This is a genomic window from Klebsiella sp. 4_1_44FAA (assembly GCF_000238715.1).
Classification (GTDB): Bacteria; Pseudomonadota; Gammaproteobacteria; order Enterobacterales; family Enterobacteriaceae; genus Klebsiella; species Klebsiella pneumoniae.
Window position 1 is genome coordinate 1,066,586 of sequence record NZ_JH414798.1, and the last position, 14,646, is coordinate 1,081,231.

General features: G+C 55.1%; 14 protein-coding genes and 1 pseudogene. 5 read left to right on the top strand and 10 right to left on the bottom strand.

The genetic code is table 11. The annotated features are described in order from the left end of the window. Positions 1-32: 32 nt before the first annotated feature. Positions 33-1,241 carry an MFS transporter gene (locus tag HMPREF1024_RS20540; RefSeq protein WP_009307846.1) on the bottom strand — a complete coding sequence of 403 codons (1,209 nt, stop codon included), beginning with the start codon at positions 1,239-1,241 and terminating at the stop codon, positions 33-35. A 103-nt stretch (positions 1,242-1,344) separates the two neighbouring features. Between HMPREF1024_RS20540 and HMPREF1024_RS20535 the strand changes: the two genes are divergently transcribed. Continuing rightward, positions 1,345-2,247 carry a LysR family transcriptional regulator gene (locus HMPREF1024_RS20535; RefSeq protein WP_009307847.1) on the top strand — a complete coding sequence of 301 codons (903 nt, stop codon included), beginning with the start codon at positions 1,345-1,347 and terminating at the stop codon, positions 2,245-2,247. A 41-nt stretch (positions 2,248-2,288) separates the two neighbouring features. On the opposite strand, the pseudogene HMPREF1024_RS20530 reads toward HMPREF1024_RS20535, so the two are convergent. Continuing rightward, positions 2,289-3,177 (bottom strand): annotated as a pseudogene (locus tag HMPREF1024_RS20530) (LysR family transcriptional regulator). Positions 3,178-3,337: 160 nt separating this feature from the next. Between HMPREF1024_RS20530 and attM the strand changes: the two are divergent. Next, positions 3,338-4,132 carry an N-acyl homoserine lactonase AttM gene (gene attM, locus HMPREF1024_RS20525; protein ID WP_072198141.1) on the top strand — a complete coding sequence of 265 codons (795 nt, stop codon included), beginning with the start codon at positions 3,338-3,340 and terminating at the stop codon, positions 4,130-4,132. A gap of 104 nt (positions 4,133-4,236) precedes the next feature. Here the strand turns inward: attM and HMPREF1024_RS20520 are convergent, their stop codons facing one another. The 7 genes from HMPREF1024_RS20520 to HMPREF1024_RS20490 form a co-directional block, all read right to left on the bottom strand. Next, complete coding sequence (locus HMPREF1024_RS20520) at positions 4,237-4,665, bottom strand: cell envelope integrity protein TolA (protein ID WP_009307850.1); 429 nt, start codon at positions 4,663-4,665, stop codon at positions 4,237-4,239. 112 nt (positions 4,666-4,777) lie between these two features. Further along, positions 4,778-5,920, bottom strand: coding sequence for a M20 family metallopeptidase (locus tag HMPREF1024_RS20515; protein WP_004199916.1), 1,143 nt, complete (start codon positions 5,918-5,920; stop codon positions 4,778-4,780). Continuing rightward, positions 5,920-6,675 (bottom strand): glutamine amidotransferase, encoded by a 756-nt coding sequence (locus HMPREF1024_RS20510; protein ID WP_002904983.1) that lies wholly within the window; start codon positions 6,673-6,675, stop codon positions 5,920-5,922. The genes HMPREF1024_RS20515 and HMPREF1024_RS20510 overlap by 1 nt, the downstream gene beginning before the upstream one ends. Positions 6,676-6,689: 14 nt before the next feature. Then, a complete protein-coding gene (locus tag HMPREF1024_RS20505; RefSeq protein WP_004176149.1) occupies positions 6,690-7,769 on the bottom strand; it encodes a phosphotriesterase in 1,080 nt (359 codons plus the stop codon). Positions 7,770-7,772: 3 nt separating this feature from the next. Next, complete coding sequence (locus HMPREF1024_RS20500) at positions 7,773-8,774, bottom strand: ABC transporter permease (RefSeq protein WP_009307851.1); 1,002 nt, start codon at positions 8,772-8,774, stop codon at positions 7,773-7,775. Between the two features lie 18 nt (positions 8,775-8,792). Continuing rightward, positions 8,793-9,539, bottom strand: a complete 747-nt coding sequence (locus tag HMPREF1024_RS20495) for an ATP-binding cassette domain-containing protein (RefSeq protein WP_004198552.1) — start codon at positions 9,537-9,539, stop codon at positions 8,793-8,795. 380 nt (positions 9,540-9,919) lie between these two features. Beyond that, positions 9,920-10,942, bottom strand: a complete 1,023-nt coding sequence (locus HMPREF1024_RS20490) for a LacI family DNA-binding transcriptional regulator (RefSeq protein WP_004176158.1) — start codon at positions 10,940-10,942, stop codon at positions 9,920-9,922. Between the two features lie 347 nt (positions 10,943-11,289). On the opposite strand from HMPREF1024_RS20490, the gene HMPREF1024_RS20485 reads away from it, so the two are divergent. After that, the gene (locus HMPREF1024_RS20485) at positions 11,290-12,243 is read left to right on the top strand and encodes a substrate-binding domain-containing protein (protein WP_004176159.1); all 954 of its coding nucleotides are present in this window, start codon (positions 11,290-11,292) and stop codon (positions 12,241-12,243) included. 1 nt (position 12,244) lies between these two features. On the opposite strand, the gene HMPREF1024_RS20480 is transcribed toward HMPREF1024_RS20485, so the two are convergent. Further along, positions 12,245-13,117 carry a PfkB family carbohydrate kinase gene (locus HMPREF1024_RS20480; RefSeq protein WP_004213032.1) on the bottom strand — a complete coding sequence of 291 codons (873 nt, stop codon included), beginning with the start codon at positions 13,115-13,117 and terminating at the stop codon, positions 12,245-12,247. 26 nt (positions 13,118-13,143) lie between these two features. On the opposite strand from HMPREF1024_RS20480, the gene HMPREF1024_RS20475 reads away from it, so the two are divergent. Both HMPREF1024_RS20475 and HMPREF1024_RS20470 read left to right on the top strand, forming a co-directional pair. Then, on the top strand, positions 13,144-13,989 hold the full coding sequence (locus tag HMPREF1024_RS20475; RefSeq protein ID WP_009307852.1) for a BtpA/SgcQ family protein: 846 nt from the start codon (positions 13,144-13,146) through the stop codon (positions 13,987-13,989). Continuing rightward, positions 13,989-14,633 carry a TenA family protein gene (locus HMPREF1024_RS20470; RefSeq protein WP_009307853.1) on the top strand — a complete coding sequence of 215 codons (645 nt, stop codon included), beginning with the start codon at positions 13,989-13,991 and terminating at the stop codon, positions 14,631-14,633. Before HMPREF1024_RS20475 ends, HMPREF1024_RS20470 begins: the two co-directional genes overlap by 1 nt. Positions 14,634-14,646 lie beyond the last annotated feature (13 nt).

The window sequence follows — 14,646 nt, forward strand, 5'->3', positions numbered from 1 at the left end:
TTTGCCTTAAAAAATGAGCAACCCGTGGAGTACTACTCAGTGGTGAAACGATCGGGCTCGAACGTACGTTTAGCCAGTTTCTTTTGCAAAATGATGACAATAATTGGGGTTCCTGATGCGGTAATTGCACATACCGCCAACAGCGTATCCATATTTTGTAGCGCCATGCGATGGTCGGGTAACAAAAAAGCAGACAGGAAAAATGCGGCAGTTGTCATCAGATACATCATGGATGTCTGTAATGAAGAGAATCCCGCTCGTTGCTTGTTATCAGGAAACTGAATCGTCACCGCCGACGATGACACCAGACGACTGTAAGCTGCGCCGAGAAATAACGTAATAAATAGCGCTGGATGCGGATAGCCCATCAGGGGTATCAGTAAGCTCAGGATAAAAACGAGGGTCGACCCGGTCGCCAAACTCAAAGCAGAAACACGAGAGGTTAATGCGCCTGTCATTCTGGTAGACAGATACCCCGCCAGGCCCCCGCCGAAGAACAACCAGGGCAGCAGACCTTGAGAAGCCCCCAACAGCTGCGTCATTAATGCCGCCAGGACAGGGATAATCAGCATTGGACTAAACTGTACCAGCGCATTACCGGAAGCAAACAGTAAAGTATCTACATCGAGGGGCAGCGCGTGGGACGTGTCGAAAGTGACGGGATCCTGAGGGATGATGGAGACGATCAGTGGCAATGCCAACCAACACAGTGTACAAATTAACCACAACGCGACATGCCAACCGTAATGAGTACACAAAAATAGTACAGCGGGCATCCCCACGATGCTGACCATCGAAAATGACGCAATCACCGTCGCCAACATTTTTCCGCGCAAGTCAGCCGGTGTGTGGTTTATCAAAATAGTGATCCCCACAGCCATTGTCGTACCGCCAACCAGTCCTGCGAAGAAGCGCAATGTAAGAAGAAGAGGAAAACTGGTAGTGAATGTCGTCAACAGTGTCGCCATGGCTAGCAGTACCATATTAGCGATTAAAAAATGCTTCTTATTGCAACGATCAATCCAGTAAAAGGCGATAATTCCCGACAGGACGGCTCCAGATGTGTACATACCGGATACATAGCCTGAGAAGGTGACGGGAACAGCGAAATCTGCAGCCATAAATGTAAAAACAGGGCTGAACATCATATATTCCAGCGCATTAGTAAACTGGACAAAAGCGATTACCATAGCAATCCGAATGAGCGTCTTTTGATTAAATGTTGTGGTGACCAGTGGCATAGCAAGCGACCTGTGGATGAAAGATATCCTAGCTTAACTGCTATCAAACTTGTCGATTAGATGGTAAAAATGGCACTCATTATTATCATATGTGGGATAGTTGATGCGGCCAGTTCTTGACTTTAATGCGCTGAAAATCTTCATTGCTGTGGTGGAAAGAGACAGTTTTGTCGGGGCATCGAAAGCCCTGGAAATGCCGACATCAAATGTGAGCCGTTGCATTTCTCAGTTAGAAGACAAACTGAACCTTCAGCTCATTGAGCGCAGTACCCGACATATGAAGCTCACACAGGCTGGGCATCTACTCTATACCCGGGCGAAGCCATTACTGGAAGCACTTGAGCAAACTGAAACCGAATTAACGTTGCGACAAATGCAATTCAAGGGGCCATTACGTATCTGTATTCCCAATGAAATCGGTCCTGTATTGCTGGGCTCTGTTGTTGCTGATTTCGCCTGTCAGCATCCGGATCTGGAGATAAGTTGCGTCACAAATTTGTCGGGTTATGAATCCCTGCGAGATGATCTGGATTTAGCTGTCATTGTTAGCCGTGGTAAGATGGATGACAGTGACTACATCGCCCGTCATCTGGTGACGATCCCTTGCACCATCGTTGCGGCCCCCTCCGTCATCCAGCGTTATGGCACGCCTTCTCGAATACAGCAATTTGAAGAGTTACCCTGTATTACAACGGTGAATGCGCTTAAAGGCGCTCCCTGGCAGTTTGTGAATAAAAAGGGCGGATTCGAGACGATCAAGGTTAACGGTCGTTATCGGGTCAACAGCGGAGAGATGGCAGGGCGAGCGGCCATCTCAGGTGTCGGTTTTGCCATCCTGTCGAAACAAGCCTGCCAACCCTATATTGATGATGGGCGGTTAATCGAGATTGAATTTGAACAATCGGCAGCCCCCTTGCAATTGTTCGCTCTGTATTCAGATCGGCGTTACTTGCCGGCAAAAACAAGAGCGCTTATTGATTTCATGCATCAGAGATTGAGTCATTAACAAGAGGCCATCTTCAGCGCGCCAGGGCAGCGCTGTTTTATTCAGCCGGCCGGCTCAAGCAACAAATCTCTGATATAGCCCTCCAGCAGGGAGGCACAAATTCGCGTTTCATACGACATCATCCCAGCTGGTGGATGGAGCAACCAGGCACTAAATGGCGGGATCGGATAGTGGCTTAAGAGGGGGATGAGCGCGCCGTCTGCCATTTCTTTTCTGCAAACCGGACTTTGCAAAACACCAATGGCATGTCCCGCTAATAACCAGGAGAGGACACTCCGCCAGTGCGTGGACTGAAATTGAATATTGACGGGAACATTAATGAGTTGATCTTCGGAAGCGACCAATTGAATGCGATTACTGGCGAATACACCGTAAACAGCAGCAAATGGATAATCTGTCAGCGCATCCGGCGTGTCAGGATGACCCATTTTCGCCAGCAGAGCCGGAGAGGCGAGTAACACTCTGCGCACGGTGCCAAGCGGGCGTGCGACAAAAAAACCTTCGGAGACATCACCTAATCTCAGCGATAAATCGACCCCCTCGGTGACGGGATCGATGACGCGGTCGTTAAAAATGACATCGACCTGTAGCTCCGGATGCTCGTTCTGAAGCTGCAACAATGCAGGCATCAGCAGGCTTTCTCCTGCGGAATAGGGCGCGGCAATACGGATTTTGCCTTGCAGCCCCTGATTTTCCTCATTCACAGAAAGAGCATGCTCTGCCGCCTGAACGGCCGTTTTGCTTCGCTCATAAAACACGTTACCGCTTTGCGTTAGAGACATGTTACGCGTGTTGCGCCTAAGCAAACGTGTCCCAAGATGAGCTTCCAGTTTTTCTATTCTTTCACTTCACGGCGGGCTGGCCAATACCGAGATCGCGGGCTGCAGCCGACATGCTGCCCCGTTCAACCACCCTGATAAATATGCGCATTGCTGAGAAGAGATCCATTCACCAATTATATTGGCTTTACCGATAAATGTAAGTGGGGACAGGTATCTACTGCTTTACTGCGAAATGATGAAAAATCCAGACTCAAGGCCTGAGTCAGGCTAAATTTCAATCTATTTAATTGATTTATTGGTGGAAAATAATGATGCCAGAGATAAAGCTTTTCATGTTCCAGTCAGGAACACAGCATTGTCGATATCAGCATATCCGGATGAATCAGGGCGTGGGAGAGCATTATGAGATCCCTGTCCCCTGGTTTCTGCTGACCCATCCGGATGGGTTTACGCTGATTGACGGCGGTCTGGCTGTCGAAGGATTGAAAGATCCCAGCGGTTATTGGGGAAGTGCTGTAGAGCAGTTTAAACCGGTGATGTCAGAAGAACAGGGTTGCGTGGAACAACTTAAGAGGATTGGCATTGCTCCTGAGGATCTCCGCTATGTGGTCCTGTCCCATTTGCACTCTGATCATACGGGAGCAATTGGTCGCTTCCCCCATGCTACGCATGTTGTCCAGAGGCAAGAGTATGAATATGCCTTTGCCCCTGACTGGTTTACTTCGGGAGCCTATTGCCGACGCGATTTCGATCGTCCCCAACTTAACTGGCTATTTCTGAACGGGTTGTCCGATGATCACTATGACCTTTACGGTGATGGCACGTTACAATGTATTTTCACCCCAGGGCATTCACCGGGCCATCAATCTTTTCTTATCCGCTTACCGGGTGGTACAAATTTTACGCTAGCGATTGATGCGGCTTATACCTTAGATCATTACCATGAGAAGGCTCTCCCGGGGCTAATGACGTCTGCTACTGATGTCGCTCAGTCTGTGCGAAAGCTGCGTCAGCTTACCGAGCGATATCATGCGGTATTCATACCCGGCCACGATCCTGAAGAATGGAAAAAAAACAGGCTTGCGCCAGCCTGTTACTATTGAATCATTCCTCACTGATCGCCAAAAAGCGTCTGTTAAGCAGGGCTGTCAGCTTATCTTGTTCGAAATGGCCCTGGTGATGGCCGGGGCCATTTCTGCGGGCAAGCTCAGGGCTTCACGTCCAGCACGACATGACTGAAGGTTTGATAGGTTTTTTCGTCCGGCGCGGGCGGGATGTTGGCTTTTATCAGCGCGGACATCACCTGCGCGCAGAATGGCCGATCGCCGCTCTCGACCGTTGGATCCTGCACCGTCCCGTCACGCTGCAGCATAAAGCGCACCGAGCATTTTTGCCCTTGCCAGGAGGCCGGCTGGTCTATGTTAGCGAAGATAGCCGCCTGGATCCGCGCCAGATAGCGTGAGGCATTGGCCTGGGGTGAAGTATCGGAACCCGTTTGATAATCGCGAAGTATCTTATCCACTTCAGCCGATATTTTAGCGTCTTCGGCGCTGCCCGGCGCAGAAGCACGACCCGAGCAGGCGGAAAGGAGTAAAGAGAGGGTGCAAACGAGCACAGCGTTGGTTTTCACGGACATGCTAAGCCTCCTTGCTGGTGGGGATACCGTCGTGTACGAGGCGGTTATCCTCTGTTATTCCGCGATATTATTCAAACGCTGAATTGCATGGCACGCGCTTTCAGTGACAGTGTCACTCATTTTTTACTTTCGTCGCGGGCGGTGATGCCATCCAGTCGCGAATGATGTCACCGTATAGCTGTTCGGCCTCCGCCAGTCGGCTGAGCAGGCAGTATTCGTCGGTTTGATGCGCCATCGACGGCTCGCCGGGGCCGAGAATAATACAGGGCGGATCGCCCAATGCAGGCAGCAGCAGCGAGGCGTCGGTAAAGTAGGGCACCACGCGCGGCGCAATCGGCTCAGCGTGCAGCGGCTGACAGCGTTGATAAACCTGCTTAATCCACGCATGATCCTCCCGGCTGAGGACGGCGGGCAGGTCGACCAGCGTGGAGACGGTGACGCTTTCGCCAAGCAGCGTCGTCAAGCGCTCCCGGATAGTGGCGTGCTGTAAATTGGGCGCGCTGCGGATATCGACATCAAAACGCGTGCGGTCCGGTACGGAATTAATATTGAGTCCGCCTTCTATGCGTCCGACGTTGAGGGTGGGTTGCTTCATTAGCGGATGCGGCGCGCCTGGCGAAAAATGCTGAATCTTACCCAACGCATCCGCCGCAAGATAAATAGCATTGATCCCCAGCTCCGGCATCGCGCCGTGGGCGGTTTTCCCCCGCGTTTCGCAGCGTAGCCAGAGCGCGCCTTTATGGCCGATAACCGGATAGTTGGCGGTGGGTTCACCGACGATCAGCGCGCCCACCTCCGGCAACGTTGCGGAGGCGATCAGCGCCCGCGCGCCGTCGCAGCCGGTCTCTTCTCCGCCGGTTATCAGCAATACCGCGCCGCGTCCGGCGAGGATCGCTTCCCGCTGATGAACGCAGGCGACGGCAAACGCCGCTATCGCCGCTTTCATATCGCTGGATCCGCGGCCATAAAGACGCCCGTCTTCCATCTGCGAGCCGAAAGGATCGTACTGCCAGCGGGCATTTCCCAGCGGGACGGTATCCAGATGTCCGGTAAAGGCCAGCGGTTTACCGCTCTTCGCCCCGGGCAGGCTGGCGATAAGATTGCAGCGTCCTTCACCGAACGACGACAGCGAAACCTCAAAACCGCTATCGTCAAGCCAGTCGGCGAAGAACCGCATGCAGTCGGCTTCGCTGCCCGGCGGGTTGATGGTGTTAAAGCCCAGCAGCTGCCGGGCGAGCTCAAGGGTCGCGGTCATCAGCGGCGTTCCGTCAGCCAGTCGAGGCAGTTAATCCACAGCTGGCGATAGCCGGGCCATTTGGCAAACTCTTCCGGCAGCCAGTGCGCCGACATGTCGCTGGTCCACACCAGCGAGCGTCCCTGCTGATATTCGCGAACAGCCAACAGCGGATGACCGGTACCGGCCACGGTCGCCAGCAGTTTGCCTTCCGGGTGCATTTCAACTTCGTTATAGCCCAGCAGCCACGGCCATTCGCCCGGAATATCGTTAAACAGGGGGTGAGACTCCGTCACTTCGGCATAGCAGCCTTCCGGGGTTTCAATGCGATCGTCCCAGGCCAGGCAGCGTACCGGCAGCACTTTCTCCACCTCGGTATGGCGGTAGCGCGCGCCGCCGTTGATTCCCTGGAAGCTGTAATAGCCGCCGATCATCATCAGCGCCCCCCCGCCGGCCACGTAATCATGCAGGAGCGTTAAACGGTTGGCGGTTCGGCGGCTCTTCAGCCAGGTGTCCGGATGCAGCAGCAGCGTATTGGCGCCAATGTCCGAGAGAATAATCGCATCCCACTCCTGCAGCGCTTCCAGCGTCAGCGGAAAGTCGGTCGCCGCCGCGTGGGCGGGCATATAGGTAATGGCATAGGGACTGTCGGCGAGCGCGGCCAGAAAGTCCGTTGCGCCGGTGTGCCAGGTGGCGGTGGCAAACTGGTCGAAGCCTTTAACGTGCGTTGACGTGCTGGTCCAGGACTCACCGACCAGTAAGATTTTTTTCTGCATGATGACGTTTCCTTTTATCCGCCAAAGACCCGCTGGGGGTTTCCAATCATTAAGGTTTCAAGTTGTTCGCCGCTGACGCCGTGGCGCCGCAGACGGGGAACAAAATGCTTGAGTATGTAGCCATAACCGTGGCCGCCGTAGCGGGTGAGCATGGTTTTCAGGAAGACGTCCTGCGACAGCAGAATTTGCTGGATGTAGCCGTCGTCAATCAGCTCGCGGATCGCGCGGGCGTTCTCCTCGTCGGAGGGCGACTGCGCCGACTCGTCGGCGTAGTAATAGCTCATGCCAATCATGTCGTATTCGAGAAACGCCCCGCGCTGCGCCAGTTCGCGCTGGTAGCGCTTATCGGCAAAGCTGGGATTCATATGGCACAGCACGGTATGGCGTAAATCGGCGCCTTCCTGCTCGAGAATATCCAGCACCCGATGGCCCAGCCGCTCCCAGCCGGGCAGATGGACCTCGATCGGCACGCCGGTCGCGGCGCTGGCCCGACCCGCAGCGCGCAGGGATTTCTCCTCATCCGGCGTAAAGCGGCTGGAGATACCGATTTCGCCGATGAGCCCGGCGAGCACCTCCGGTTTCTCCTCCGCGCCGCCAAGATCGTAAATCAGCCGTTCGGTCAGCTGTTCGACGCTGCTGATTTTTACCCACTCAGGGTGCGAAGGTTCCAGATAGAGCCCGGTACCCATAATGATGTTCAGACCGGTCAGCCGCGCGATGCGCGCCAGCGCTTTCGGATCGCGGCCAATGCCGATATTGGTCGGGTCGACTACCGTTTCTCCGCCAAGGGCGCGATATTTAGTCAGCTCGTCAATCGCAACGTCGACATCAAACAGCTGACAGTTATCGCGGCTCATCAGCGGGTTGAGCGACAGTTCGCCAAGGTTTTCCATTTTCACCGGCATTTCGGCAAGATGGCGATCGCTGCAGCAGCAGGGCGGCACCCATTTGCCGGAGGCATCCAGCAGAATATGCTCATGCATCAGAGTAACGCCCATTTCGTTAATCGGCAGTGGGCCAAGCACAGTCATTACGTAACCGCTGCTAACGCCAACCGGCAGCGGGGAGGGATGGCGAAAAATTGATCCTTTCATCAGCTATCCTTTTGCCGCGGAGCGCGTCGGGTTGAGAATGCGGGTGTTCAGCCAGATAGCCAGCAGGATAATGGTGCCGGTGGCTATCTGGGTGTAAAACGGCGAAATATGCGACAGGATCAGCCCGTTCTGAATGACCGCAATCGACAGTGCGCCCAGCAGCGTGCCAATAATAGTTCCGAAGCCGCCAAACAGACTGGTGCTGCCTAGCACAACGGCAGCAATGACCTGCAGTTCAAAGCCTTCGCCCTGGTTGGAGGAGCCGCTGCCGAGGCGTGCGGTAATGATCATCCCCGCCAGCGCGGCGGCCATTCCGCTGATGATATAGACCTTCATGGTGACCGCTTTGGTGTTAATGCCGCTGCGCCGCGCGCCTTCGGCGTTAGCGCCGATGGCGGTCACGTAGCGGCCAAAGCGCATATGGTTGAGAACGATATGCCCGATCAGCAGAATCAGAATGCCGAGCAGTGCGGGCATGGGGATTCCGACGACCCACGCGCGTCCGATAAAGGTAAACAGGCTGTCAGCCGGCACCGGAATCGAGTAGCCCTGGGTGACCAGCAGCGCGATGCCGCGAACTACGGCCAGGGTGGCGAGCGTGACGATAAACGCCGGAATGCCCTCATAGGCAATAAAGAAGCCGTTGATGGCACCAACGAATCCGCCTAGCAGCAGGCCGCCGAGGAGTACCACCGGCCACGGCAGACCCCAGCTATTCAGGGCGATAGCGGAGAGCGCGCCGACCAGCGCCAGGGTGGAGCCTACCGACAGATCGATACCGCCGGTGGTAATGACCAGAGTCATTGCCGTCGCGACGATCAGCAGCGGGGCGCTCTGACGGATAATGTTGAGCCAGTTGGTGCCGGTGAGAAAGTTGCTGGTGATCAGCGAAAACACCACGCAGCAGAAGACGAAAAAGAGCGCGATGCTGACTACGCCTGAATGGCTATGCAGCAGGCGGCGCGGCAGCGAATGCTGGATCATGCGTGAGCTGCTTAAATTCATGATACTCATCCTGTTACCTCAATGTGCTGCCGCAGAGCGGGCGGTGAATTTTTCGCCCACAATCAGGTTAACGATATCGCTCAGGCTGGTGTCGGACACCCGTCTGTCGGCGACGTTGGTACCTTCATACATCACCATGATCCGGTCGCAGACCAGGAACAGGTCCTGCAGGCGGTGGGTAATCAGAATCACGCTCACCCCGCGAGCGGAAACGCGGCGAATGAGCTCCAGAACCGCTTCAACTTCCGCGACGGCCAGCGCGGCGGTGGGTTCATCCATAATCAGCACTTTCGGGTCAAAGGCCGCGGCGCGGGCGATGGCTATAGCCTGGCGCTGGCCGCCGGAGAGATTTCGCACCAGCAGCCGGGTATCCGGAATGGAGATCCCGAGCCCTTTAAGCATCTCTCTGGCATCGGCGTGCATTTTGGCCTCGTCGAGAAAGGGGATGCCGAGGACCGATTTCATCGGCTCACGGCCCATAAACAGATTGCCCGCGACATCGACCGTGTCACAGAGCGACAGATCCTGGTAGACCATCTCGATATGGCAACGGCGTGAATCGGCCGGATTCGTAAACTGTTGCTGTTCACCGTCGATACGAATCGTGCCGCTGGAGGGGATCACCGCGCCAGAGAGCACTTTGGTCAAGGTGGATTTCCCCGCGCCGTTATCGCCCACTAAGCCCAGCACTTCGCCCGGGGCCAGCTCAAGGTTGACTCCGCGCAATGAGCGTATCGACCCGTAGGTCTTGGTGATATTGATCATCTCTACCCTTGGCGGGGTAGTTTGTGGCTGCTGCATCTGATAACTCCCATCGCTGTGGCCGGGAAAATGTTCGCCATCCTGCGGGAGAGACTCTATCCGACACGGTTTACAATCTAGTAAACCGGTTTACCTGCGGACCAGAGCACTCGCCAGTGCAGTCAGGACAAACGCTATGTAAGATATTTGTTCGCCAGTAAGAACATTGCAGCATCCGTGCCAGGGCAGTAACCACACAGCAGCCCTGTAACTTAACCTTATGTATTCAATACACTTAATGGAATACAATCCGGTAAACCGGTTTACTGATTATAGTGAATAAATTGTTAATTGATCGTTTTTTGCGCCAAAAGCGGGCGCTTTTGCGCCATTTTGGGACGGGCTTAACAAATCTTGATCGAGTCGCGGCCAATCCATTCAACCGGCAGGCGGGTTTCCGCAGGGATATCCGGATCGTCGTTTAGCAGGCGCATCATGATGTTCACCGCAGTGCGGCCCAGTTCGCGGGCGGGCTGACGGATAGTGGAGATCCGCGGCTGGGTAAAATCGGCATAGTTGGCGTCATCGAAGCCGACTAACGATAGCGCCTCTGGCGCCTGGAGCCCACTGGCGCGCAAGCCGTCGAGCAGACCGAGCACCAGATAGTCGCTGGCAGCGAAGACGGCGGTAGGGCGAACCTGTTGGCTGAACAGGTACCGCAACGCTTGCTGGCCAAACTCGCGCTGGTAGTCGCCATACATCACCCATTCGGGCGGCCAGCTCAGGCCCGCTTGCTCCATCGCGGTGCAAAAGCCCTGATAGCGCTCGCGGACGCTCATCAGCTTGTCCGGGCCACCGACGAAAGCGATATGGCGATGCCCGGCGGCGATCAGTTTTTCGGTGGCGATCCGCCCGCCCTGGACGTTATCGGCAAACACTTTCGGTACCTTACTGCCGGGAATATCTTCATCCAGCAGGACAATCCGTTCGTGACGCTGGACTTCCTTGCGCAGCAGGCCATTATCGGGGCGGTTGGTGGTGAACAGCAGACCGTCGACCTGGCAGGTATCCAGCCAGCGAATGAACTGGCACTCTTTTTCCGGATTGTTGCGGGTGATACACAGCACCAGGCTGTAGCCGCTGGCAGAAGCGGCCTCTTCGGCTGCGTCGGCCAGTTCGGCAAAGAAGGGGTTGGTAATATCGGGAAGCACCAGGCCAAGCGTTTCGCTGCCGCCTTTGCTAAGACGGCGTGCCAGGCTATTGCCGCGATAGTCCAGTTCGCGAATGGCGGTTTCGATGCGGTCGATGGTGTCCTGCGGCAGCACAATACTGTTGTTCATATAGCGCGACAGGGTCGCCTTCGACAGCCCGGCCAGCTTTGCCACATCGGATAACAATACACGTTTTATACTCATTTCCTGCGCCATTTCTGCCAGAATCGGCTATCTGTAACATAGTTAAGCGCGGTGGATACAGCAATTTCTCTGCGAACAATCACCAAAAATAAATGCTTGACAAATTTTAATCAGCAGAGAATTGTATAGGCAGTTTACCGCATCATCCGGGAAGTCATTCCCAACCCCGTTTAAGTTATTCCAGTCGCGCACCGACACGGACCGGTTGCCGGGATGACATTAAGCAGGTATCCGCCGAACGTTCAATGATTGTTCTGGCGATATAGACGATATTTGCCCGCCAAAAAAAAATAATCCTTCTGCGTTCGCATGCGGCGCGGAACTCTGCTGGCTATCAACTATTCCCGACGAGGATACTGATGATGTTATTTCACACCGGAAAACTGCGTTTCCTTGCTGTCGCCACGACCATGCTGGCATCCATGAGTTTTATTTCTGCCGCCAGCGCTGCCGGTCCGACTTATGCGCTGGTACAAATCAACCAACAGGCGCTGTTCTTTAATCTGATGAATAAAGGCGCACAAGATGCGGCCAAAGCCAGTGGCAAGGATTTAGTTATTTTTAACTCTAACGATAATCCCGTGGCGCAAAACGACGCGATAGAAAACTATATTCAGCAAGGCGTTAAAGGCATTCTGGTTGCTGCTATCGACGTTAACGGGATCATGCCAGCGGTTAAAGAAGCCGCCGCCGCAAACATTCCGGTGATTGCGATTGATGCCGTATTACCGGCCGGGCCACAGGCAGCTCAGGTCGGCGTTGATAATATTGAAGGCGGCAGAATTATCGGTCAATACTTCGTGGACTACGTGCAGAAAGAGATGGGCGGCCAGGCGCGACTGGGTATAGTCGGCGCGCTGAATTCGGCCATTCAGAACCAGCGGCAGAAAGGGTTCGAAGAGACGCTGAAAAGCAATCCGAAGATTACTATCGCTAACGTGGTCGACGGGCAGAATGTGCAGGATAAAGCAATGACCGCGGCGGAAAACCTGATCACCGGTAATCCGGATCTGACAGCGATTTATGCCACCGGCGAACCCGCGCTGCTCGGCGCTATCGCCGCCGTAGAAAACCAGGGGCGGCAGAAGGATATTAAAGTCTTTGGCTGGGATCTGACGGCGAAGGCGATTTCCGGTATTGACGGCGGCTACGTCACCGCCGTACTGCAGCAGGACCCGGAAAAGATGGGCGCCGAAGCCCTGAATGCGCTGAACAGCATCACGTCGGGTAAAACCGTGCCGAAAACCATTCTGGTTCCGGCGACGGTGGTAACCAAAGCGAACGTCGATTCATACCGTCCGCTGTTTAAGTAGGTCAGCGCGCCCCGTCCGTGGTTAACAGGGCGGCGAGCTCACGGCTGCCGGGAAACGCGCTGAGCGTCCCCCGGCGGCTAACCGTAATGGCGGCAGCGCGACTGGCGTGCGCCAGCGCCAGCGCATCCGGCGCGACGCCGCGCAGCAGGGCGGAGGCCAACATGACGGCGAGGAACGTGTCGCCCGCGCCGGTAGTATCAAGCGCCTCGGCGGGCACGGCGGGACAAAACTGACGCTGGCCCTCCTGGACCAGCCAGGCGCCTGCGGCGCCCTGGGTAATCACTAAGGTTTTCACCCCGTATGGCTGGAGCAGCTCGGCCTCGGATTCATTGACCACCGCGATGTCGATGAGGGGCCACAGATGGCAAAAGTCAGGATTGACAGGTGAGGGGTTGAATACCGTCGTCATGCCGCGGCTTCTGGCGTACTGGAACAGCGCCCGCGTTTTATCGAGGGAGAAATTGCCCTGCTGTAGCAGAATATCGCCAGCGACGGCATCCGCCATATGCGGAATCATTTCATCCAGGCTGAATGTATCGGCCGCCGCCGTAGTGGTAATGATGGCGTTGTCGCCATCAGCGCTATTTAAAATAATCGAGGTATCGCTATGTTGATTGAAATGGCCGTCGGGTAGTAGCGTCAGTGGTTCATTTTTTATCTGCTGGCGGATCCACGCGCCGTTGCTGTCATTTCCCGTGGCGGCAATTAAACGCGTCTCTATTCCGCAGCGGGATAATATAATCGCCTGGTTCGCGCCTTTACCGCCGATATCCTGCGACACTTTAACGCCGTGAATGGAGGCTCCTTTTTTCGGTATATCCGGAATGGACCAGGTTTCATCTACGGTAATATTACCAGTAACGTAAACACGCATAGTGTTCCCTTAACAGGATGGATAAGATGGTTGCTATCTCAGCAGAAAAAACGAATGCAACACAAGCTATTTTTTCACGAAGCAAGGCTGTTATTGGTGTTATTCATTGCGACCCATTTCCTGGCTCGCCAAAATATCGAGGAAAATCAGTCTCGGATATTGTTGAACGTGCGCTTCGCGATGCTGAAAATTATATTTCAGGCGGTGTTCATGGTCTGATTATTGAAAATCATGGCGATATTCCTTTCTCTAAACCTGAGGATATCGGCCATGAAACCTCAGCGCTGATGGCGGTCATTACCGAGAAAGTTCGTGAACGTTTTGCTGTGCCGCTGGGCATTAACGTTCTGGCTAACGCGGCGATCCCGGCAATGGCGATCGCCCTGGCGGGAGGCGCCGATTTCGTCCGCGTCAACCAGTGGGCCAACGCCTATATCGCCAACGAAGGATTTATAGAAGGGGCGGCCGCTAAGGCGCTGCGCTACCGCAGTATGCTGCGCGCTGAACATATTCGCGTTTTTGCCGATAGCCACGTTAAGCACGGTAGCCATGCCATTGTCGCCGATCGTTCGATTCAGGAACTGACGCGCGATGTCGATTTCTTCGAGGCTGACGCGGTGATCGCCACCGGCCAGCGTACGGGCGATAGCGCCACGATGGCGGAAATTGACGAGATCCGCGCGGCGACGGAACTACCGCTCCTGGTGGGCTCCGGGGTGACACCGGCTAACGTGAAGCAGATCCTCGGGCGGACTCAGGGGGTCATTGTGGCCAGTACAATGAAGGTCGATGGCGTCTGGTGGAACGATGTTGAGCTGGCCCGGGTGAAACATTTTATGTCGGTCGCGCAGGCCGCGCTGGAGGAAGCTTAATGGAAGCGTTTAGCGAACGCCTGCTGCGCGAACATCAACCGGCGTGGCAGGCGATGCAGCAGCACCCGTTTGTGACTGATATCGAACAGGATCGTCTGCCGACAGTCGTCTTCAACCGCTATCTGGTGTTTGAGGGCAACTTTGTCGCGACGGCAATCGCGATTTTTGCCCTCGGGGTCAGCAAAGCGCCGGGTATTCAACAGCAGCGCTGGCTGATTGGCGTGCTGAATGCCCTGGTTGATATACAGATCGCGTGGTTTGAACAGGTGTTGTCAGTGCGGCAGATCGATCCCGCTGAGTACCCGGATGATTTGCCCGGGGTACGGCGCTTTCGCGACGGTATGCTGCGGACCGCCCACGAGGGCAGCTATGAGCAGATTGTGACCCTGATGTTCGGTGCGGAATGGATGTACTATTTCTGGTGCCGACGGGCGAGCGAACATTATCAGAGCGATGCTGATTTACGACGCTGGGTGGAAATGCACGCGGAGGACGAATTTTATCAGCAGGCTCTCTGGCTAAAAAACGAACTCGACCGCTGCGCCATGGCGCTGAGTGAAGACGAAAAGCAGGCGTTATCGGCGCTTTACGGCGAGGTGCTGCAGTGGGAAATTGATTTCCATCACGCGGCGTACGAGGAGTAGCCGCGAGGTGAAG